This window comes from Pseudomonas sp. 8_5_2 (assembly GCF_059295255.1).
In genome coordinates this window covers 2,484,930-2,507,564 of the sequence record NZ_CM181238.1, presented here as the reverse complement: position 1 = coordinate 2,507,564, position 22,635 = coordinate 2,484,930, and the positions used below count along the sequence as shown (strand labels likewise).

Annotated in this window: 11 protein-coding genes; 3 read left to right on the top strand and 8 right to left on the bottom strand. The window is 62.2% G+C overall.

Translation table 11 applies throughout. The annotated features are described in order from the left end of the window. The first annotated feature begins 492 nt into the window (after nt 1–492). Complete coding sequence (locus AC5O5R_RS11545; RefSeq protein WP_172225229.1) at nt 493–4,977, top strand: hypothetical protein; 4,485 nt, start codon at nt 493–495, stop codon at nt 4,975–4,977. After that, on the top strand, nt 4,974–9,521 hold the full coding sequence (locus AC5O5R_RS11540; RefSeq protein ID WP_494515390.1) for an RHS repeat-associated core domain-containing protein: 4,548 nt from the start codon (nt 4,974–4,976) through the stop codon (nt 9,519–9,521). The genes AC5O5R_RS11545 and AC5O5R_RS11540 overlap by 4 nt, the downstream gene beginning before the upstream one ends. Nucleotides 9,522–9,735: 214 nt before the next feature. Here the strand turns inward: AC5O5R_RS11540 and AC5O5R_RS11535 are convergent, their stop codons facing one another. From AC5O5R_RS11535 to AC5O5R_RS11510, 6 genes are read right to left on the bottom strand one after another with little or no spacing between them, the layout of a single operon-like run. Beyond that, a complete protein-coding gene (locus AC5O5R_RS11535) occupies nt 9,736–10,683 on the bottom strand; it encodes a bifunctional OB-fold nucleic acid binding domain-containing protein/MaoC family dehydratase (RefSeq protein ID WP_494515389.1) in 948 nt (315 codons plus the stop codon). A gap of 5 nt (nt 10,684–10,688) precedes the next feature. Further along, nucleotides 10,689–11,900: a thiolase family protein gene (locus AC5O5R_RS11530; RefSeq protein ID WP_172225254.1), complete on the bottom strand. Its 1,212-nt coding sequence runs from the start codon at nt 11,898–11,900 to the stop codon at nt 10,689–10,691. 49 nt (nt 11,901–11,949) lie between these two features. Next, nucleotides 11,950–13,617 carry a DUF1302 domain-containing protein gene (locus AC5O5R_RS11525; RefSeq protein WP_172225257.1) on the bottom strand — a complete coding sequence of 556 codons (1,668 nt, stop codon included), beginning with the start codon at nt 13,615–13,617 and terminating at the stop codon, nt 11,950–11,952. Next, nucleotides 13,595–14,752, bottom strand: coding sequence for an MBL fold metallo-hydrolase (locus tag AC5O5R_RS11520; protein ID WP_494515388.1), 1,158 nt, complete (start codon nt 14,750–14,752; stop codon nt 13,595–13,597). The genes AC5O5R_RS11525 and AC5O5R_RS11520 overlap by 23 nt, the downstream gene beginning before the upstream one ends. Further along, nucleotides 14,745–16,592, bottom strand: coding sequence for a long-chain-acyl-CoA synthetase (locus tag AC5O5R_RS11515; RefSeq protein ID WP_494515387.1), 1,848 nt, complete (start codon nt 16,590–16,592; stop codon nt 14,745–14,747). Before AC5O5R_RS11515 ends, AC5O5R_RS11520 begins: the two co-directional genes overlap by 8 nt. Then, nucleotides 16,589–17,671 carry an alkene reductase gene (locus AC5O5R_RS11510; RefSeq protein WP_494515386.1) on the bottom strand — a complete coding sequence of 361 codons (1,083 nt, stop codon included), beginning with the start codon at nt 17,669–17,671 and terminating at the stop codon, nt 16,589–16,591. Before AC5O5R_RS11510 ends, AC5O5R_RS11515 begins: the two co-directional genes overlap by 4 nt. Nucleotides 17,672–17,936: 265 nt before the next feature. Between AC5O5R_RS11510 and AC5O5R_RS11505 the strand changes: the two genes are divergently transcribed. Beyond that, entirely contained in the window at nt 17,937–19,262 is a 1,326-nt protein-coding gene (locus AC5O5R_RS11505) for a spinster family MFS transporter (RefSeq protein ID WP_172287472.1), read from the top strand. A 212-nt stretch (nt 19,263–19,474) separates the two neighbouring features. Here the strand turns inward: AC5O5R_RS11505 and AC5O5R_RS11500 are convergent, their stop codons facing one another. Together AC5O5R_RS11500 and AC5O5R_RS11495 are read right to left on the bottom strand one after the other, a co-directional pair. Continuing rightward, nucleotides 19,475–20,854, bottom strand: a complete 1,380-nt coding sequence (locus AC5O5R_RS11500) for a DUF1329 domain-containing protein (protein ID WP_172226729.1) — start codon at nt 20,852–20,854, stop codon at nt 19,475–19,477. Between the two features lie 88 nt (nt 20,855–20,942). Next, nucleotides 20,943–22,631: a class I adenylate-forming enzyme family protein gene (locus AC5O5R_RS11495; RefSeq protein ID WP_172226726.1), complete on the bottom strand. Its 1,689-nt coding sequence runs from the start codon at nt 22,629–22,631 to the stop codon at nt 20,943–20,945. Between the last annotated feature and the right edge of the window lie 4 nt (nt 22,632–22,635).

Here is a 22,635-nt window from a genome sequence, read left to right as displayed (position 1 = left end):
TGTCAGGCGGGGGCATGAGGGGATAGTCAGTCGGGAGCGCGGCGCAAACATCGTCCAAATGGCTTAAGGTTTGGCTGTATCGACCTTTAGGCCTTCTGCGCGGGTGAACCCGTGTGCGCCCCCTGTGGGAGCCGCGCTTGCCGGCGATGGGCCGCGAAGCGGCCCCGGCAATTTATGCAACAACTTTGAAATCGTGGGCCCGCGTCGCGGCCCATCGCCGGAAAGCGCGGCTCCCACAAGTACAGCGCACGACTGGAAACCAAGATAATCCTGTGGGCACGGCTTCAGCCGCGAACACCGGAGCAACCGGTGCCATCCGCGCAATCATGCTGATAGCAACACCACAAGAGCCAAACTCGTACGTTCGCAACTGACATTTTTGCCAGTTGCCCCTCTTTTCATCCAGATGAACACTCAATCCGCCCTGCTGCTTACATCGGCTGGGCAGCGAAATCCAGCACCCAGTTGTGGTCTCTAACCGGAGAAGTTGAGATGAGCGCCAAGAAAGCCTACAGCGGAAAGGATGTGTTCAGGTGCTTCAATACAGGCGACCCCGTTACCGTCAACGGGAATGCGTACTACTGGGGGGGAGCCAACAAACGGGTCGCTTTCTTCACGCCAACGCTCGAGTATAGAAACTTCATTGAGATTGAATGGAGCAAGGTCGACAGCATCGAGTGCCTTGAAGAAACAAAGCAAAGAGTAGCGAACGATTTTTCCGAGTTTTTCAAGAGAGGCTGGCGGCTGGTGAAGACCAGCTACCACGACAAACTCCATACCCTCCCTCACCCACTCCTGACCGAGCATAGTTTCGATAAAATTTCGTCCTTCTTTCAGATCGGCAAGGTTTCAATGCGTGACGCCTCAAGAGCTGTATTCATCAACGATGATGACGTCGAAGCATTGAAAGCCAAAATTGCCAACCCCTGGTTTTCAAATAGACTTACCACAGGTTTTTACCCAGACCAAAAATTAAACTACGTGTTCTTTTTCCTAGGCGAAAACACCCCACCACCTGACTTCGTGGACATGGAAGCCACCCGATACCAGGCATTCGTGCATGAAATAGCACCTGATTTTGTTCTTGAACTACCCGGTATCACCCCTCCGCTTACGGTCGAGCCTGCCGTTGAACCTGCCATAGCGCCCGACCTGCTGGCCGAGCTGCCCAGCATGACAGGCTTCGAGCACAGCGCGTTGGGCACCGGTGATTGCGTTTGGGCAAGCCCCTGCCATGTGCTGGCGGACCGGGACCTGCAGCTGGACGAAACCGTTCATGTCTGGGCCGTCGACCCCATCGATGGGCGCGTGCTGAAAACCGTCTCGCTAACAGCGACCGAAGCCAACAAGGCCCGCGTGGCCTGGCCTGTTGCGTTGGTCAAGGCGATCCAGGCCGACGAGACGCTGGTCGAAGGTTCCGTGCTGCTACAGGCCGGGCATCTCTCGAACGACGCCGAACTGACCGAAAACACCGATGCCCCCACCTCGCAAACCTTCACGGGGTACAACAACATCGAGAAAAGCCAGGTCGACCGTTTGTGGGCATTTGATACGCATTGCAGGCTGCTCAGCAACCTTCCGTTCAAGGCCAATCAGGTCTGTGCACTTACGCTTCCAGATGCAGCGCCGTCCCTGGGAGATCGTGCATGCATCCAAGTACGCCACAGGACCAGCCAGCACCTGTACGAATCCCATTTTTTCCAGCCCGAAGCGAACAGCGCCAGCGATAGCTGGAGCAAACAGATGAGCGAATTTGTCAACCAGCACAGTGCGATGCTGAGGGCCGGCAAGCGCCAGGACGATGGCATCAGCATCACGCCCGCGCTGCAGGGTAATCGGCTCTGGATACCGCAACTGTCCGACCTTTCTGTTCAACTTGAAGCCGTCAATTGGCTTGAGCACGCAGCATTCACCGTGAACTCGGACCTGGCCCTGGATAGCAAGGTGATGATTGCGGTACACGATGATGTAACGGGCGCGCCGCTGCCGGGATCGCCGTTCACGTTCTCTCCAAGTATTGAAACGCAGGGGCAGAACCAATGGCCGGCCGCGTTGGCCAGTCAGTTGGCTGGCACCCCCCTGGCACCCTACATCAAACTGGAACAGGCAAGCGGCGGCACGGCCCCTGCAGCGACATGGCGTTGCCTGCGCGCAGGGATTCCCCTTCGCATCTGGATGAGTGAGCCCTTGGCTTCACCTGCTTGGTCAAGCCGCTCCGACGAGGATTTCGATGACGTGCTTGACGCCTGTCTTGGCGACGAAAGTTGTCAGTTGGTCATTGAGAGCCGTGACACGCGCACGGGGCACCTCTGCCACACCTCATCCATTACCTTGTCGGCGATGGAGTCTTCGATAGATCAGCCAGCAAAGCGGGCCAAGCTGGCGAAAACGCTTAACGAGCATTTGAAACAAACCGGGGTTGTTTGGCTGGAGCTCAACATCGACTCCAACGTTTCCGGCACCACCCTGAACAATTGGAAAGTGCATGAAGCAACTGTTCTCCAGCTACAAACAGCACTTGAGAAACTGACATCAACACCCATAGCGACTGGCAGTAAAAGCACCAACCCTTTCCCCATTCATATTAATAAATTCATCCTGAACGGACCAGTCCAGGCACATAACGCCCACGCTACCAACGCCAGCCAGCGCACACCACAACCCGTCACAGACGACATATATTATCTATATGCAGAGCTACTTCAAAAAAAAGTTAGTTCTCCTGGAGTCTTTCCAGTCACTGCAAAGAAAATCATAAAAAATCTTGCACAACTCAATATACACACGCCACCAACCGAGCTGACACACACGGCGCTTGATAAAGTTTCAAAAGTAGTACAATTTAGACAGGCAGACATTGAAGACTCGCCATTCAGCTTCAGCATGCCCGACCCACGCCTCGTGACCATCCAGCAGGGATCTTCAATATTTGATTCCACCTGGGTTATTGCAGCTGGATTTCATGACACACTTACGGGTTTGCTCCGACTTACTAAAACCACTAAACATAGAGACCTTAGCACGCTTGCGCAGATCTTCAGTGACAGAAAATTCATTGAAAAGACCTTATCAAACCTAGCGACCACCCAATGCCACCTCGCAACTATCGACATCCATTTCTCCTCTTTGCGGCAGCAACTCTGCATTTGGCTTGATGCTCAAGCCATCGATAGACGTTTTTCTCTAGTTTCCTGCAGCCGCAATGACTACGGACTTGCACTCGACTTAAACGTCCCTTTCGAACCCGATGAAGTTAGCGCTTCAGCAGGGATTTTGATCGGCATCGTGTCTCCTGAATTTCTTTGGAGAAAAATTCAGAGCTGCACAACAACAAAAGAAATAAGTATCGAAGAGCCTGCGCACGACACACTGTGCGCCGACATGGCAAATACCGACGGGTCCGAGCTCTTCGCCTCTAGCAGCTCGCAGCCCCATGGCGTCTCGCCTCAGACAGGCCTGTTCCACTTCCATCACACAGTTGCAACGCTCTCCTGCCTTTCCGGCAGTACGCCTGCGATCACACTGGCGCTTAACTACTCACCGTTACGTGCCAACGAAAGCGCCCTCGGCGATGGCTTCGCGTTCTCCGGTTTTTCTTCTTACGACAATCGAAAGCGGCGCCTGGTACTGGGTAACGGGACCGTGCATGAGCTCAGCATTGATAACATCAAGCAACTGATCGAAGGCGAGCCGATAGTATGCCTTGACTATAGCCTCAAAGCGGGCCAAGGGACTACCGACGAGTTGAGCGCTGAAGGTGGTAAACGAAAGGTCTATCACCTGACGGCTTTCACGATCGAATATCTTAACGGCCACGAAGAAGTGCTTGGGCTCCCCCAGGCCCATGACAACCTGGAAAGTGGCGGGACCTATAAAGATAACCTTAAAGGCCAGATCAATGGAATTATCGCGAAAATCGATAAAGCACTGGAGGACCTGAAAACACCATCAACAGATTCGCCGCCAATATGGAGCATTATCGGTGGGCTGTTGACCGGAGGCATTGGCTTTTTGCCAGGTTCAAAAGTTGATGACTACGAAAAAACCCGCAGCATGCAACTCTCTTCCATTGTCGCGGGCTTTATCAACACCACATGGGGCGCCGACTTATTAGGCAAGGATCGGGAAAGACTCAAACAGGTCATCGCGAATAAAAAAGATCTGAACAATCTGAAAACCGAAATGGCGCTGGCACTCGCCGATATCGAGCGCAATGCCTTGATCCTGGTGCCACTGCAACTCAAGGCCGACAACAGAGCGCTGCAACTGGACTGGCAAGGCGTAAAGGGCCATGTCCGCCTGAACAGCATAAAGGACGGTGTCAACGTGCTGCTCGAGGCCGAACACTCCGCCGAGCCGGTGCTAAAGGGTAGCCAACAGAGCGTTTTCACCCTCTGGCCAGAGACCGATGAGCGCTGCTGCATCACCCTGGACATCAAAGACTGCCTGCTTAGGCGTTTGACTCGATCCAGCGGCTCCCAGACGGACAAGCCCGACCAGCGCCTGTACTTCCAGTACACCGTGTCGGCAACGCTGGACAATGTATTGTGCTGCATTGCCGAGGACGATGGTTCACGGGAAGTGGTCGCCTACGACGAGTCATTTTACAATTCAGCACCTCGTGTCGCGCTGCACACCTTGGTACCCGGTGGCCAACAACCCAATACCCACCATGCCTGGGCCTGGGAAGGTAGAAAGCAGATCACCGCAGCCACCCGCTACGCGCACGCCCCTGTCGGCAGCGACCTGGAACAGGTGCCATCCACCCGCTGGGAGTGGTCCCACAGCGCTGACGGTGCCACGCAACTTGCGCGCCTGATCGAAAAAGTCCCCGGCGAGCAGCAGCGCATCACGCGCCATGTCTATCAGACCGACCACGCCGTGCCCGCTCCGCTGCGCCAGCCGCGGCAAACAGAGCAGCACATCACCGTCGAAGATCTCCGCGTCGCCGCCACTGCCGAGGAACAGCAGCCATGACCAGCACGGATCAGACCACCTCCAGCCCAGCCCCCACCCTTCCAGCCGCTTCGCTCACGGAAACCGCGCTCACCCGTTACCGCCCCGGCGGCCTGGAACCTATACAGTTCATCACTGACGATGGTTTGCACACACGGCTCTGGTACTACGAGGCCGACGCCCATCCACTGGATATCAGCAAGCTGGTTGCAGGGCTGACACTGGCCAAGGTCACCACCGGTACCAACGCCACGCAAGGCACCACCGGCAGGGCGCTGGCCGATGCCACCCAGCTCACCTGCACCGAGCGCCCGGCGGCGGGTAAAGGCCTGCTGCCACTGTGCGCGCAGTACCAGTACCTGCTGTTGCCCGACGGTACCCGCCAGGCCCCGGTACTGACCCTGTTCGGCTACGCCCTGAACCAGCGCGACGAGCACGGTACCCTGCTGCCCAACACCGTGCTTACCTTCGAAGGCTTCGAAGCCTTTGCCGACAGCGACACCCTGGCCTTGATGGACGTGAAGCTGGCCAAACCGACAGCGTTGTCCGTCTCCCTGGTGCAGGCCAACTACCAGCACCAGGCCGGCGCGGTCCGCAGCAGCGAACGCATCGCCACCCAGTGGTACCAGAACGACAACGCACGCAGCACCCAGACCGTGACCGAGGTAGTGACCATCGGCCAACAAGCCGCCACCCTCGAACTGTTGCGCACCACGCCCTACTCGACGGCAACGGCCATCCTCCAACGCCACATCGTGTCGGCGCGTACCGGCCGCCTACTGCGTGAAACCCGGCAAGACAGCGAGGGCAAGGCCATAGCGTTTACCTGCCATCGGTACGATAGCCTGGGCCGGGGCGTGCGCAGTGACACCTATGCGTTCAATGAACAGGCCTTTACCACTGGCTTGGTGACCTCGCTAGTAACCACCCACTCGCAATCCATCCACTACTCGGAAGACGGCGAGGGAACCTGTGTCAGGAGTTGCGACGTCCACGGGCGTCACCAGCGGTGCTATTACGATGGCCAGCAACGCATGGTGCGCCGGGAACTGCAACGCGTGCCAGGGCCCGACCACGGTGCCGGCAACTACTGCACGGTGGAACAAACATCCTGGGACAGCGATGGGCAAATGGCCGGCCAAGTGATGTTCGACTACTTGCCCGGGGGCCTGCGCATCGACAACGTCAAAGCACTGCCCGAGCGGAGCAAGGACTGGTTCTGGCAGGCCCACGGGCATGACCCGGTGGTTACCGACACAAACCAGAATGTGTCGCTGACCACCCGCTCCACCCTTGGGCTGATCTCGCAGGGCGCACTGAGCACTCAACAAACCACCCAGCGCAACCTGCGGGACGGGTCGGTCACCCTGACGCACGAAGCATGGAAAGGCCTGGAGAAACCTGCCGCCGGTGCAGCCATCACAACCACCCAGACGCTGAACCAGAAAGGCCAGCGCACTCAGGTGACCGAGGACATCCCCGGCTATGCCAAGCAAGCCAGAACCTGGAATATCAGCTACGACGGCCTGGGGCGCGCAGAGACACTGACCCAACCGGACAAATCGATCATTACCTGGGCCTACGAAGGCTTGAACGATGCCCCAACCCGCATGAGCGTGAAGAAGTCGGCGAACGCGCCAGAACGGGTACTGGCCAGCCGCACGTTCAACGAGGGCGCCGTGGCGACGCTGGTCAGGGGCAGTGATACCAGTCAAACGCTGCGAACCCGGCCAGACGGTTACGTGAAGCCAGACGGTACCAGCCTTTACCATGCACGCAACGACGATGGCAGCCTGTCCTGGTATGCACAAAAAGGCAGCACCGATAGCAAGACACCCTTGGTAACCTTCAAGTTGAGCCCCGTCACACAGGCCTTGCAGGCCGAACGCCCGGTGCAGGGTGATCATCAAAGCCTGGTCACCAGCGAAACCTTGCAGCCGCTGCTATTGGGCACCTGGCGCTTCAACCGGACGGTGCACGGGCAACAGCAGCGCGATGAGGGTTCGGCCTCCCTGCGCGGCGTCTTGACCGGCACATGGAACAGCAACAACCTGCCCCTGCAGGCCTGGGAAAATGCCCAAGGTTACCGCAGCCGGTTGCGCCGGGGATCACTCGAATACCAATACACATACACTGCACTGGGCCAGTTGGCCTGCCTCACGGTGCAAGACATGCGCAGCGGCCGGCACTTGCAGGTGCTGCACGACTACGATGCCTTCGGCCGCGAAACCAAGCGCAGTTATTCGCTGAACGGCCAGGAAAAGGTGCGCTACGAGCAAACCTGGTCACCGGCCAGCCAGCTGCTAAGCAAAACGCTGTACCGTGACGGCACACGGGCAAGAACTGAGACATTCGTCTATTACACCAGTGTGACCGGTACCAGCGATGAATTGCAGCAATGGACGGTGGACGCAGTGGCGGGCGAGCAGGTCAAGGATGACGAAGGGCATGCCATCAAGGAAGAGGCTTACCAATACGACGAACTGGGCAGCATGACCCAATGCTCGACCACGCGTAGCAACAACGACACGCTGGTACGCAGTTATGCCTACGACGATGCGATGCATCCAACCCGGCGTACGGCGATCACCTGCGCCGCGACACTTGCCGGCAAGACCAGTACCCGCACGGTCACCCTGACGTACGACGCCAACGGCAACCTGGCGACCAACGAGCGGGAACAGACCCTGGCCTACACTGACAGCGGCCGCCTCAGGTCAGTGACTGCCAAGGGTGGCACGACGCCGCTGACCTATTACGAGTACGACGAACATGACCGGTTGATTGCCCAGTGTGATGTCGTCAACAACCAGCGGCGCATCCTCAACTATGGTGCCAATGGCCTGAGTGGGGAAACCTGGCTGGATGGTGCAGGCAAGGTGCTCAAGCGCCTGACGCTGGATGACCAGGCGGGCCTGGCGGTTGCCTTGGGCGATCAATGGCTGTTCGTGCTCGGCGACCCGCAGACCGGTGGGGGTGACGAATACCAGTTCAAGGACGGCGCCTGGGTTCGCCATTCGGTCACGTTCACGCCTTGGGGCGTTACCCATCTGGCCACCCTCAACGCTCAATCGGTGGGCGTCGGTTACAACGGCCAGCGGGTGGATCGGGTGACGGGGGGTTTCCATCTCGGCGACGGCTACCGCGTCTACGACGCCCAGCACAAAGTGTTCTGCCAGCCCGACGACTGGAGCCCGCTGGGTGCAGCCGGCCCGAATGACCGTGCCTACTGCCCGAAAGCCGACCCGGTCAACTTCGAGGATCCCAGTGGCCACATCATGCTCAACCGCCAGGCCCAGGCCGCGAGCCTGACCCGGCTCGACACCATTATTGCCGCGCTTACTCCCAGCACGGAGACAGCGCCACCCCAGGCTGCCAGCACGGGGGATTGGCTGTTGTTCGCTGGCCTGACGATTCTGGGCGGGCTGCTGATCGTAGCTTCGGCAGGCACCCTGAGTGCGCCGGTGATCGCCGGGCTGATGATCGCCTACACAGCGGGTGCCGCAGTTACGGCGACGGGGATGGCATTGAGGCAGTCGAACCCGGAGCTGTCGCGGATATTGGAACCTGTGGGGCACGTGATGATGGCGTTGGCCAGTGCGCCGGCATTCGGCTCGCAGATGGCCGGGGTGGCGAAGGCGGTGATATATGGATCGACGCTGGCGTATGCAGGTTTGACCATCGCTCAGGTATCGGTGCAACAGAGTAACCCTGAACTGGCCGAGAAACTGGGATGGGCGGCGATGGCTGCTGGCCTGGTTGACCTGGCGCATGCCGGAGCGAGTAAGCTGAGTAAAGCGCTTGGCGAAGGGTTTCATAGGCTGCGCGCTTTGCGCGCATCGCTGGGACCAAGACGATTCAAATATGCCGTCAGATCACCCCATGCTCCGCGACCTACCTCGTATCCGGGCAATCCCATGGGAGGTAAAACTGCAGGGCTCAGAGTATTCGGAAACAAGTCTCAACAAGTGATTTCTCAAGCAGCCCCCGGTAGGGCTCCCGTATGGTATCAGGACACCCTGCCCGGGCCCCAGCAGAGAATACTCTGGACCGCTGATATGACTGTAACTCACAGCGACGTAAAAGATGCGCTCATTAAAATATCCAGGCGCAACTCAAAAAGTGACATCCATGCTTATACAGGTGCTCACGGCGAAACAACTGGAGACAACTTCACTAGCTACCGAAGCACCCTAGGCAAAGTTACAGTCAGACGCGACCCTTATCTCAACGACGTAGAATTCCTTCTTGAAGACAAATCTGCCTTTTCCCACACCAAACCCAGCGACCGCTTGCGCAGACTAGTCACAGAAGACGACGTCAACAGCTTCAATATACTAAATGGAACCAACTATGATTATCGAGATGTACGCAGAAATTTACGCAACCGGAAGATCTACATTCATGATCTGAGAGGTAGCGATCTCAAAGGGGTCACCCGTGCCCAGCTCGACCAATGGGAGTCTCTTCCAGGCCATCACCTTCATGCTTACTGCTTCTCCAGGAATGACGAGCGCTTGCTTCATACTTATAATCTCGCCCCTGTCATTAGTTATCTAGGTTAACGCATACCTACGCCTCATGACTACTTCCGGCACAATAGGCCTTGCAGGTAGAAAGTCCCGAGATTTGAAAGAGGTGCTCTTCGAGTACCTCTTTCAAAACATCATCACGTTGTGGCCCGAAGTGACCTGATTAATCACCCGGATCAGCGCGAACTTCAGCAACCACCGAGCGATCGCGATACGCCCATTTCTGATTTGAAATGCTGCGAGCTGCTCAGCGTTGGTAGAGAATCACCAGGTCATTGATCACCGACGGCCGCTCCTGGCCGACCACGTGGGTGTTGATTTCCAGGGTCAGCTGGGTGCCGCGCTGGTTCAGCTCGACCGCCTTGACCCGGCCCCGGGCATGAATGCGCGAGCCGGCCGGCACCGGCGCCGGGAAGCGCAGGCGGTCGGAGCCGTAGTTGATCTGCGTGGTGAAGCCGGTGATCTCGAAGCCCAGCGCCAGCTTCAGCCGCGATTGCAGCACCTGCACCAGCGCGCCGTGGGCGATGGTGCCGCCAAACGGGCTGCTGCGCCGGGCCCGCTCAGGGTCGGTGTGGATCCAGTAGTTGTCACCCGAGAGCTCGGCAAAGGCATCGATCAACGCCTGGTCCACCAGCAGGCTGTTGCTCCAGCCGCTGAACTGTTCGCTGACCAATGCCTGCAAGGCCTGTGCATCATTGCAATCTACCTGCACGCTGCTGCCAGGCTTGGGCTCGACCGCTGGTGTGTCAGCGCCGCCCGCCAGGGCTTCGAGGCTGTGCACGTCCTGCTCCAGGCCGGTAAAGCGCAGCAACCGCGTGCCTTTGCCGTCAGCCTCGGCGAACACCGGCTGCAAGGCCATGCCGATACGAATCTGCGCCTCGTCCAGCCCGACCAGGGTGGTGTTGATGCGCACCCCTTCGGCCAGTTCCACCACCGCCAGGGCCTGGGGCATTTCATCGGCAAAGTCCGGCAAGGTTGCAATGCGCGTCAGGGTATAGCTGTACAGGCTCGCCTGCCCCGCCACCTCGCGCCAGGCCGGGTCTGGCGCCAGGCAGGCCGGGCAGTGCCGGCGCGGGTAGAACAGCCACTGCGCACACGCGTTGCACTGCTGGATCAACAGCCGCCGGGCCTTCAGGCCCTCCCAGAACGGTGCGGAGATTTCCGTCGCCACAGGCATGGGTTTGTTATTGGACATACTGGTTATGCTCCCTGAAGGATCAATGCGCCCTGTTCGCTCATCACGCCACCGGTGCCGGAGACGTACACGCTGTCGCAACGCTGCAGCTGGCGCTCGCCGGCCGCGCCGGCAATTTGCGTGACCGCCTCGATGACCTGCGACATGCCGCCAGCAGAGCCGGCCTGGCCAAAGCTGAGCTGGCCGCCATGGGTGTTCATGGGGAAGTCGCCGCGCCAGGTCAGATCGTGCTCGCGCACGAACGCCATGCCCTCGCCTTTGCCGCAGAAGCCCGCGTCTTCCAGGGTGAGCAGCGCGGTGATGGTGTAGCAGTCATAGATCTGCGCGGCATCGACGTCTGCCGGTTTCAGCCCGGCCATGGCGAAGGCACGCTGTGATGCCGGGCCGATGGGCGTGTGCAGCATGTCCTGGGCATAGGACGGCGACTTGAACGCCAGGTGTTCGCCAAAGCCGGTAATGAACGCTGGCCGCTTGCGGGCCTTGGCCGCCAGTTCCTTCGAGGCGATGATCATGGCGGCACCGCCGGCCACCGGCATGACGATTTCCAGCACGTGCAGCGGGTCGGCGACCATCCGGCTGGCCAGCACCTGCTCGACACTCAAAGGCTGGCCGAAGAACATCGCCTGCGGGTTGGCCTGGGCGTTGCTGCGCTGGTCCACCGCAATCTTGGCCAGGGCCCTGGGGTCGTAGCCGTACTGGGCGGCGTAGCGCTGGGCGATCATGGCATAGCCGGTGTTCTGGCCCATGTGCCCGTACGGCAGGTCGAACTCCGCTTCGGGGGCACCGAACGCCGTGCTGTGGCCGCCAAAACGCATGGCCCGGGCCATCCAGCCGGGATCTTCATCCGGCCCCAGCGGGGCCATGCGCGCTGGCAGCACGCACAGCACGGCCTGGCACAAGCCCAGTTCGATGGCAGCGGCGGCGCGCCAGACCATGCCCACCGAAGTACAGCCGCCAAGGTCGACCACCTCGGCAAAGTTCAGGCGAAGGCCCAGGTATTCGGCGGCCATGGCCGGCACAAACACCGAGGCTTCGTGAAACTGCGGGCCGTTGATCACCAGGCCGTCGAGGTCCGAGGCTTGCAGGCCGGCATCGCGCAGGGCCTGGGCGGCCAGGTCGGCGACCTGTTCGAGGTGGAACATCCTGGGCGCCGTCGCGTACTTTTCCGGCTTGTACTGCGCGGTACCCACTATTGCTGCGTGGCCTTTGAGCCCCATAGTGCCTCCATGCCGGAGCCGCAGGCCCCGGCGTTGTCCAGGTGGTCGGTCAGAAGGTGTATTTCATCGAGAACGTGGCGTAGTCACGGTCGGCATAGGGCCGCTTGATCGGGTCGGGCGAGCCCAGGTAGCCCACGTAGGTCAGGCCGACTTCCAGGTTGCCCAGGTACTTGAAGGTGGTGCCTACGCTGATGCGGCGGTCGCCCTGCACGCCGGCGATGCTGCCGGACATGGGCGTCGAGCCGCTGAACACATTGGAGAAGCGCACTGGCACTTCCAGATCCCAGCCTTGGAAAACCCCCGGATAACTGAACGATGCGCCCACGGTGTAGGCACTGGCGTCGCGGCTCTTCCAGCCGGATGCGGTCTTGTAGGTGTAGTCATCGGACGCTCCAACCAAGGGTGTCAGGCTGGGCAACAGGGCCACGCCTTGCAGGTTGCTGGCTGCGGAAGTGGCCTCGACACTGTCCACCCGCACATGAATGATCTCGCCGGTCAGGGTGGTCTGGCTGGCCCACGGCCGGTCACCCAGCACGCGCATGGCCGAAAGCTGGAACTGCTGGCCCTTGCCCTTGGCTGCAGTCGGTCCCATGCCCGTGTTGACCAGCACCGGCGCGCCGTCGCGGTACGACCACTCGGCCCCTATCTGGGTATCGCCGAGCTTGGTCGAGGCGCTGATACCGGTCAGTTTGATGTCTTCGAAATACTTCACCCGGTAGCCGTTGGCGGCAAAGGCGAACAGGCCGCCACCGACGGGCACCGGGCTGTAGCCCACCAGCGCTGTGGCCGGGTTCTTGTCGTGGTAGTTGACGTGAAACAGCGACAACTCCAGCGCCGGCACCGGCCGGTAGCGCAGTTGTATGCCCCACTGGCCGCTGTCGCGGGGCTCATCGGTACCGCGATACGGCACATTGCCCGTCGGGGTGATCAGGAATTCGCGCCCTGGCCCGATCACATCGGTGCCCGACAGGTAGCTGCCCACCGGTGCCAGTTCGGTGCCCTTCCACTCGTACTGCACGTAGCCGCCAAAGGTGAACTGCGGGTTCAAGCGGTACGACGCCGACACCTGCCCCACCGGCAGCAGCACTTCCTTGACCTCGACCCCCGGTTGCGCGGCCTTGACCGCATCAGAGGGGTTCTGCACGCCGTTGACGCCGGGGTAGTACAAGCTTTCGCCCCAGGACTCGATGTGGCGCCCGGCCTTGACGTCGAGCATCGAATCGTTGTCGAAACGCCAACCACCGAACACGTAGGCGTCCAGCAGCCGGGTACGGCCGCCGCTGTAGTAACGCGCATCGCTGGTGAATTCGTCGTTGTCACCGGCCTTGTTGACCGTGGCCGGTGAGTCGTTGTCGTTCTTGCGGTGGTAGACGTCGTCGTAGAAGGTGCTGGCGCGCACCACGGCGCCGTAGTTGTCCATGCGCAGGATCATCTCGCCCAGGGCGCCCACCCGGTTGGTGGTCAGGCTGCCCTGGTTGAAGTTGCGGTTGGCGTCATCGGCATTGACCCCGAGCAGGCGGTCACTGGGCTTGCCCAGGCGCACGCCGATGCCGTAGCTGGTGGTCACCGACCAGTCGATGGTGGCGCCATTGTCGAACTCCAGGGTTTCCCCGGACCAGGCCGGCGTCGACGCCAGCGCGATCGCCGTGGCCAGGCTGGCAAGCTGGACACTGCGGCAAGCAAGGGCAGTGCCGTCATTGTTGTTCTTGTTGATCACACGGACTCTCCTGAAGGGCAACCGACTGGCCGCCTGGAATGTTCAACGTCGCCGTCGGGCCACCCGCCGCCTGCTGCGCGGGTGCCTGCCGGGCACGGCGATAGCGGTAAAGCGGTGGCTGGTACTCGCGCACGAGCAGCCCTTCGGCCATGAGGTAGTTGGCGTGGGCCAACGTTTCGCCAAGGGCCATCAGTTCGTCGAAACGACCGGACAGCCTGGGGAACAGCGCAGCCATCAGCTCAAGCGCGGTAGAGGGCGCCTCGCAGCTGGCCAGCAGGCGCGCGAGCTGGGCCTGGTGATGAGCCTGCAACTGGTCGAGCCGGGCATGCAGGTTGCAGAACGGCCGCTCGTGGGCTGGCAACACCAGCACGCTGTCCGGCAGGCTGCGCAGGTGTTCCAGCGAGGCCAGCCATTCACGCAGCGGGTCGGCCTCGGGCTCGGTGGCATGCACGCCCACCGTCGGGGTGATGCGCGGCAGGACCTGGTCGCCGGCAAGCAGCAGGCTGCCATCCTCGGCATACAGGCAGGCGTGCTCCGGGGAATGACCACGGCCGACCACCACGCGCCACTGGCGGCTGCCGATGCGCAGCCGATCACCCTCACGCAGGCGCCGGTAGCTGTTGAAATGCAGCGGCCGGAAATGGCCGTTCTGCACCAGCCGATAAAGCTCGCCGATCTGCTCGTCGCCAAAACCGGCCTTGGCATAGAAATCCACGAAGTCCCAGCCCGGCGCCTGCTCGCCTGGCACGGCGACATACAGCGAGCGGTATTCCGCAGCAGTCATGTACACCGGGCAGCGAAACCGCTCGGCCAGCCAGCCGGCGACGCCGGCATGGTCGGTGTGGTAGTGGGTGCAGATCACCGCCAGCAGCGGTTGGCCGGCGAACACCTGCTCGAACACCCGGGCCCAGACCTCTTGGGTTTGCGCTGTGTTCATGCCGGTGTCCACCACCACCCAGCCGTGGTCATGGCGCAACAGGTAGAGGTTGATGTGGTCAAGGCGAAACGGCAGCGGCATGCGCAGCCACCACACCCCCGACGCTACCTCGCACGCTTGACCGCTCGCTGGCGGCTGCGGCCAGGGGTAGCGCAGGCCGCCACGCAACTCATGGCCGTTGTCGTCGAGCTCAGCCATGCTGGCCACCGACGAAGGCTGGCAAGCCCAGCTGCGCAAGCAACGCGGGCGAATACGGCTGGTAGGTCTGACTGCGCTCGTCGCGAATGAACAGCGGGTCGGTACAGGCATCCGGGCAGTAACCCTGGCGCTGCAGGTCGACCTTGCGCAGCTTGAAGGTGCTGGTCAGGTCTGCCGCGGCAGTAACCCGCACAAACACCGGCGCGGCGTAACGTGGCAGCCTGGTGTCGGTCAGGCGGTAGAAGGCCTGCGGGTCGAATGCCTGGCCGGCCTGCATCAGCACCGCGGCCATGCCGGCGCGGCCCTCGTGCTGCGGCACCTGCACGCCATAGACGTTGATCAGCTCCAGGCCCGGCAGGTCGCCCAGGGCTTCGGCCACCTCCTGGGTGGAGACGTTTTCGCTCTTCCAGCGGAAGGTGTCGCCGATCCGGTCGACAAAATAGCAATAGCCGTCGGCGTCCTGGCGCAGCAGGTCACCGGAGCTCCACCAGGCATCGCCCTCACGCAGCACATTGCGGCGGATCTTGCTCTCGGTGGCGGCGGCACAGGTGTAGCCCTCGAAGCGGCCACCACCGATGTCCGGGTGGTCGACGATGAACCCCATGGCCTCGCCCACCTCGCCCACTTCGCACAGCTGGTAGAAGCCGTGTTCATCGCGCGGGTGGCAGTCGTTCTCGACGTCGAAGCGCACCAGGCGCAGGTTGGTACGGCTCCAGTCCGGGACCCGGCCGCACGAGCCGAGGTAGTTGTCTACATTGATCAGGTTGGTGTTGGCTTCAGTCGCCCCCCACCCTTCGAACACCTGGATCGGCCCGAACCGCTCCACCCAGCGCTGCCAGGTTTCGCCCGACAAGCCGGCACCGAGCATGCAACGCAGGCTGTGCTCACGCTCCCCGGCCTGCGGCGGCCGGTTGAGCAGATAGCGGCAGATTTCGCCGATGTACTGGAACACGCTGATGCGATGGCGAGCAACGTCGCTCCAGAATTCGCGCACGCTGAACTTGCGCCGCACGACAATGCTGGCCCCGGCGCGCAGTGCGGTGGACGTCACCGACGTGGCGGCGGCGCCGTGGTACAGCGGCAGGCAGCAATAGAACACATCGTCGACGCCGGCCTCCAGGGTCACCTGCATCACATCGCCCGACGACAGCCAGCGCATATGGCTGTAGCGCGCGGCCTTGGGCAGGCCAGTGGTGCCCGAGGTGAAGATCAGCAGCGTCGGCGCCTGGGCTTCGATACCGGCGCGCAGTGCTGCGGGCAACGGGGTACGCGGCGCACTGGCAAGCCCGGTGGCGAAGGTGCGGTCGACCCCTTCGGGCAGTTCACCGGGCCATGGGGTTTCGGCATCGGCCACCATCCACAATGGCAGCGCGGGCAACCCGTCGGTGGCCTGCAGGTTGCCCAGGCATTCTTCGCCCACCACCAGCGCCTTGGCCGCGGTCGTCTGCAGGGCATGCAGCAAGGGTTTGCCGGCCACTTGGGTGTTGATGAACGCCACCACCACGCCAAGCTTGACCAGGCCGAACCAGCAGGTGAAGAACGCCGGGCGGTTTTCCATCATGATTGCGCACACGTCACCAGCCTGCAGGCCGGCGGCACGTGCGCGGTGGGCCATCTGGTTGGCCTGGCTGTCGACTTCGGCATAGCTCAGCACCTGGTCGCCCGCGATCAGGAATGGCCGCTCGCCGTGGCGGATGGCCTGGGCCTCCAGGCGGTCGGCGAGGGTGTACAGGTCACGCGGCTTGATTTGCGCACTGGCCTCGGCGCGCAGGTCGAGCAGCGCCTGGGTGTGCTCGCGGCTGACAGGCGCCAGGCTGCTCAGGCTGTGCGGCAGGTTCATTGCGTCACCTCCAGGTGCTGCTGCCAGGTTGGGTAATCGCTGTAGCCGCGGGCACCGGGGGTATACAGGGTCTTGCGGTCGAAGCCGGCCAGCGGCCTGTCGTGGCGCAGGCGTTCGACCAGGTCAGGGTTGCCGATGAAGAGGCGGCCGAACGACACCGCCGTGCCCTCGCCCGCTGCCAGCGCCGTGCGGGCGGAAGCTGCGTCGAAGCCGTCGTTGAGGATCAGCCCCTGGGGGCCATGCGCGCGCGCCAGGGCAAAGGCATCCAGCCCGGGCACGGGCGAGCGCATGATGTGCAGGTAGGCCAGCCCCAGTGGTGCCACCGCCTGGCACAGGGCCGTAGCGGTGTGTTCAGGTTCGCGGTCGTCGATGTCGTTGTAAGGGTTGCCGGGGCACAGCCGCAGCCCGACCCGGCCGGCGCCGATGGCCGCGGCCATGGCTTCGAGCACTTCCTTGGCAAAGCGCACCCGTTGCTGCACCGGCCCGCCATACGCATCGGTACGCAGGTTGCTGCCCGAAGCCATGAACTGCATCGGCAGGTAGCCACTGGTGCAGTGCAGCTCGACCCCGTCGAACCCCGCTTCGCGGGCATTCAGCGCCGCCTGGCGGAAGTCGCCGATGACCTCGGCGATAGCCGCCAGCGACAACGCCTGGGGCACATCGGCATCGACCATCCCTGCGCTATCGCTGAACAGCTGGACACGCGCCGGCAGCGATGATGGGGCTACGGTTGGCGCACCCTGGGGTTTGTTGTAATGGCTGGCAGCGCGCCCCACGTGCATCAATTGCAGCACGATGCGCCCGCCTTGTTCGTGCACGGCGCGGGTAACCTGTTGCCAGGCGCTGATCTGCTCGCGGTTGTAGATCGCCGGGGTGCGGCAATAACCAAGGCCGCTGGCAGAAGGCGCGGTGCCTTCGGCAACGATCAGTCCGGCACTGGCGCGCTGGCGGTAGTACTCGACCATATCGCTGCCCGGCACTGCGCGAGCATCGGCGCGACTGCGGGTCATCGGGGCCATCACGATGCGGTTGGCCAGTTGCAGTTCGCCCAGGCGCACAGGCTCGAACAAGATGTCCATTTCAGCTCCTTTACGTATTCTTGTTTCCGGCTTGCCGGCAACGCAATTCACCGGATATGGGCTGAATGATTCACCGTGGGCGGGTGCGAAACATCGTCCGTCGAGACTATTTTCGGTGCGGCGCCCGAGGCCGTTTTCTGCGCCGCGCCTGCGGCCGTCGGCAAGCCTGGTGACAGGTGCCTGAACTGGTCTGAACAGACGATGAAAACCATGCGCAATGCGCCGAGGATCGTGCGCACCCAAAACAAGAAGCGGAGCCTGAACAGTGAACCCATCCCCCCCTGTGACCTGGCGTACCCACTACGCCCTGCTGGTGCTGGCCGGCATCTACGTCTTCAACTACATCGACCGCCAGCTGATGGCGATCCTGATCGAGCCGGTGAAGCAGGAGTTCGGCATTTCCGATACCGGCATCGGCTTGCTATCGGGTGTGACCTTTGCGGTGTTCTACACGGTGTTCGGCCTGCCGCTGGGGCGCCTGTCAGACCGCATCGGGCGCAAACCGGTGATTGCCTTCAGCTGCATGGCCTGGAGCCTGATGACCATGCTCTGCGGCATGGCCGGCAGCTTTTTCACCCTGGTCCTGGCGCGGATCGGGGTTGCCATCGGCGAGGCCGGCGGCACTGCGCCTTCGGTGGCGATGGTGTCCGACCTGTACCCGGCGCACCGCCGCTCCACTGCCTTGGCGGTGCTGATGCTCGGTTCCAGCCTGGGCGCGATTGTCGGCCTGGGCCTGGGCGGCTGGATTGCCCAGCAGCATGGCTGGCGCTACGCGTTCCTGTTGATTGGCGCACCCGGCATTTTGCTGGGCTTGCTGCTGTTGCTGACGGTTCGCGCACCGGCCCCGGTGCGTACGCGGCAAGCAGCGAATGAGCCGGGCGAAGGATGGTTGCGTACCCTGACCGAGCTGCTGCGCATGCCTTCGTTCTTGTGGTTGATACTGACTGGCGGTGCAGCGGCCATAGCCGGCTATGCCATTGGTACCTGGAGCCCCAGCTTCCTGATTCGCTCTCATGGCCTGAACATGCAGCAGGCGGGCTTTCTGGTAGGTGTGGTGGGCGGCACGGGCTCGACCATTGGCACCCTGGTCTGCGGCATGCTCACCGACCGCCTGGCCCGGCGTGACGTGGGTTGGCAGATTGGCGTGCCGTTGCTGGGCACGCTGTTGAGCATCCCGTTTGCGCTGGCCTACTTCCTGTGGCCACAAGGCGTGGCGTTTCATATTGGCGACACGCCGGTACCGCAGGCGTTTCTGTTCTACAGCGCGTTCGGTTTCTTTGGCGTGTGGTGGGCAACGCCGTGCCTGGGCGCCATCACGCATTTGTTCCCGGCCCACCGCCTGGCCCAGGCCACGGCGATCTTCGTCATGGCCATGACCTTGCTCGGGGTAGGCCTTGGGCCGTTGCTGATCGGCATGCTCAGCGATGTGTTCCTGCCCAGCCTGCAGGGTGAGTCGCTGCGCTATGCGCTGGCGGCTTCGGTGGTGTTGCTGGTGCTGGCGGCGGGGTTTCTGGCGATGGCGTTGCCGCGGTATCGGGCGCAGATCAAGGGGGTGGCGGCGGGCAAGGTTGTTGGCGCGGTGGCGGTGTAGGGGCGCTGGTGCTTGGCACTGCATTTTGAGCGCCTGTGAAATCGAGCGCCGCCCGCGCGGCGCTCGATTTGTGCCCCGGCGAAAATGCCATGCCAGGCACCTGGTAGCCCTCCCCCAACGCCCCGACAAACCTTTCACCTCACAAACAAAAAGGCCTGCCAGGGTTGATCCCTGCCAGGCCTCGTTCACTTCAAGGGGGAACTATCAGTCCATCAACGCCCGATAGCCCGCGCTGCATCCGCCGTATACATGTCCGGGGTGAACTTGCTCTCGTTCAGAATCGGCCCCTTCTTCGCTTCGTTGGTCATGCCGTAACCGGTGTACTGCCCCGAGTTCAGGTCCATGAAGAACTGCGAGCCGGCCTGCCAACCGCTCATGTCCGGGTGGTAGTAATAGTTGACCATCGCATGCTTCCACAACTGCCCACGGGCATCGTAGTTATCGGCCATCACCGCGTTCCAGGTGTCCTCGTCGATGAACAGCACGCGCTTGCCGTAGACATGCCGGTAGCCCTCCTTCAGGTCCGCCTCCACCACCCAGACCCGGCGCAACTCATAGCGCATGAACGCCGGGTTGGGGTGGTTGGGCGTCAGCAGCTCGGCATACTTGACGTTGCCGGCGTTGGCCTTGAAGGCATTGGCCGGGGTGTAGATTTCGCGCTTGCCCAACAGCTTCCAGGTGTAACGTTCCGGTGCGCCGTTGAACAGACGGTCCTCGTCCACCGTCATGGTGCCGTTGGTGCCGATCATCGGTTGGTCGTAACCGTACCCCGGCATCTGCCGCACGCGGCGGGTCGACGGGCTGTAGGACCAGGCCTGGCGCGACGAAGTGACGAAGTTGTACGGCTCGTGGGCAATGCTGATCACGCCGTTGTCACGCGCGGGCTTCAGGGTGGTGTTGTAGCTCATCGCCTGGACCATGTCCGAGGTTTTCGGCTCCACCGTTGGCGAGTTGGCCTGGGACAGGTTGCGCGCATGCGCGCGACCCCAGCCGATGCTGCCGTTGGGCAACACCGATGCCAGGTCGGAGATCTTCTCCTCGGTGTAGGCACGTGCCGGCAACTGGTGGTTCCACAACACCTCCATGCCGTTTTTCGGGATCGGGAACGGTACCTGGCCCAGCCCCTCGACACCCAGGCCGTCGTTCACCAGCTTGGCATTCACGGCGTTGCTCATCACCCGGCGACACACGTAGTCGGGGTAACGGAAGTCGCGATGGCCGGGGTAGATGTTCATCTTGTAGGTGGCGGGGTACTTCTTCAGCAGCGCCTTCTGCCCTTCGCTGAGGTGATCGGCATACTGGTCCATGTTCTGCGCGGTAATCACCAGTATCGGTTTTTCGTCGGCATACGGGTCCACGGGCTGGTCGCCCGAGAACTTCACGTGGTTCCAGCCCGGCACCTCGCCCAGGTACTTGCCGGTGTAGGGCGGGATGGTGCCGGCGGCGTTCCCCGCCTGCTCGGCGCCGACGCAGGTAAGGTCCTTGCCGAGCCTGGCGGCTTCGTCTGCCGGCACGGCGGCGTAGGCGCTGGCCAGCAGCCCGCTGTTGACTGTAATGACGGCGGCGAGCATCACACCTTTTGTTGTTTTCATGTATTGCCTCCTTCGCTGATAAGGCTTCTGGTATGACTTCATTGTTCGTGTTCCAGGGCGATCGGCATCGTCCGGAGAGACTAAAAAGTCACTCGACGCACAGGCGTGCCTTGAGTTCGGCCTTCAGCACCTTGCCGGTGGCATTGCGCGGCAGCGGCTGATGCAGGCGAAACACCTGGGCGGGTACCTTGTAGGGTGCCAGGCGTGCAGCGATGTAGCCGCGCACCTGTTCATCCGACGGCAGCGTGGCCGGGCTGCCCTGGATTGCCAGCGCCAGCACCTCGCCCATTGCCGGATCGTCGAGGGCAAATGCGGCCGCCTCATCCACGCCCGCCATGTCGCTGATGCAGCTCTCGACTTCAACTGCCGAGATCTTCTCGCCACCCCGGTTGATCAGGTCCTTGACCCGACCGCTGATGTACAGGAAGCCCTGGTCGTCCAGGTAGCCGAGGTCACCGGTGTCCAGCCACCCTGCGCGCACGCTGTCGGCCGTGGCGGCCGGCAGGTTCCAGTAGCCCTCCATCAGCGTCGGCGAGCGCAGCCAGATCACGCCTGAAGTGCCTGGCGGCAAAGGTTGCAGCGGGTCATCACCGATGCGGACCTCGACAATCGGTAACGGCCAACCGGCCGTGGCCGGGCGGTACTCGAAAGGGTCACCGCCGATGGCTGCGCCAATACCGTTGCTCTCGGTCAGGCCGTAACCGCTGCCGCCGATCACCTCGGGCTTGCGGGCGAGCATTTCGGCCAGCAGCCCGGCAGACGACGCACCGCCGCCAAGGCCCAGGCCGAACAGGCTGGCCGTATCGTCACTGCCGTAGCGTTCAGAAGCGAGCAACTGCTGCATCATCACCGGCGCGCCGTTGAACTGGGTGCAGCGTTCATCGCGGATCAGGTCCAGCGCCTGCTCCGGGTCCCACTTGTACATCAGCAGCAACCGCCGGCCAGGGCGGAACGCCGACAGGAACTGGGCGTGCAGCCCACTGACGTGGAACAGCGGGACCGCCATCAACGAGGTGGGCGCGTAGCCACTGGCAAGCATGCCGCCGACCCGCTGGGGCGAGCTCATGGCACAGAAGGCGCCCTGGAACTCCAGTGCCGCCAGGGCCTGGCATACCGCCCGGTGACTGGACAGCACGCCTTTGGCGCGGCTGGTGGTACCCGAGGTGTAGAGGATCAGCGCCGGGGCCTCGGGTGGAATTTCTGGCACCGCAAGCACCCGCGGCTCGGCCGCCAGCAGGGCTTCGTAGCGCAGGCAGCCTTCAGGCAATGCAGGCTCGGAGCTGTGCCCGACCACGATGCAGGTATGCCCACCCCGCGTCAGGTCTTCACGCAACATCGCCAGGCGCACTTCATCGCAAAACAGCAGTTGTGCGCCGCTGTCCTCGACACCATGCAGCAGCTCGTCGCGCAGCCCCCAGCTATTCAGTGGCACGCACACCGCCCCACAACGCTGGATAGCGGCGAAGGCCACCAGCCAGGCAGGCTGGTTGCGCATGGCAATCACCACCCGCTCGCCGGGGCGTACCCCCAATGGCCCGGCCAGTTGCCCGGCAAGGCGGTCGACCGCGTCGAAAAAATCATTGAAGGTCAGCCGTTGCTGCTGCCAGATGATGAATTGCTTGTCGCCATGCACGCGGCCGGCGTCGATTACCTGCATCAGGTTGCGCGCAGCGTGACGGAAATACCGCGGGCTGCCATCGGCCGGGCTCACCACTTCAAACGGCGCACCCGGCGCTATCAGCTGCTGCCAGGCCTGTCGCCACAGTTGTATGCTCATCAGG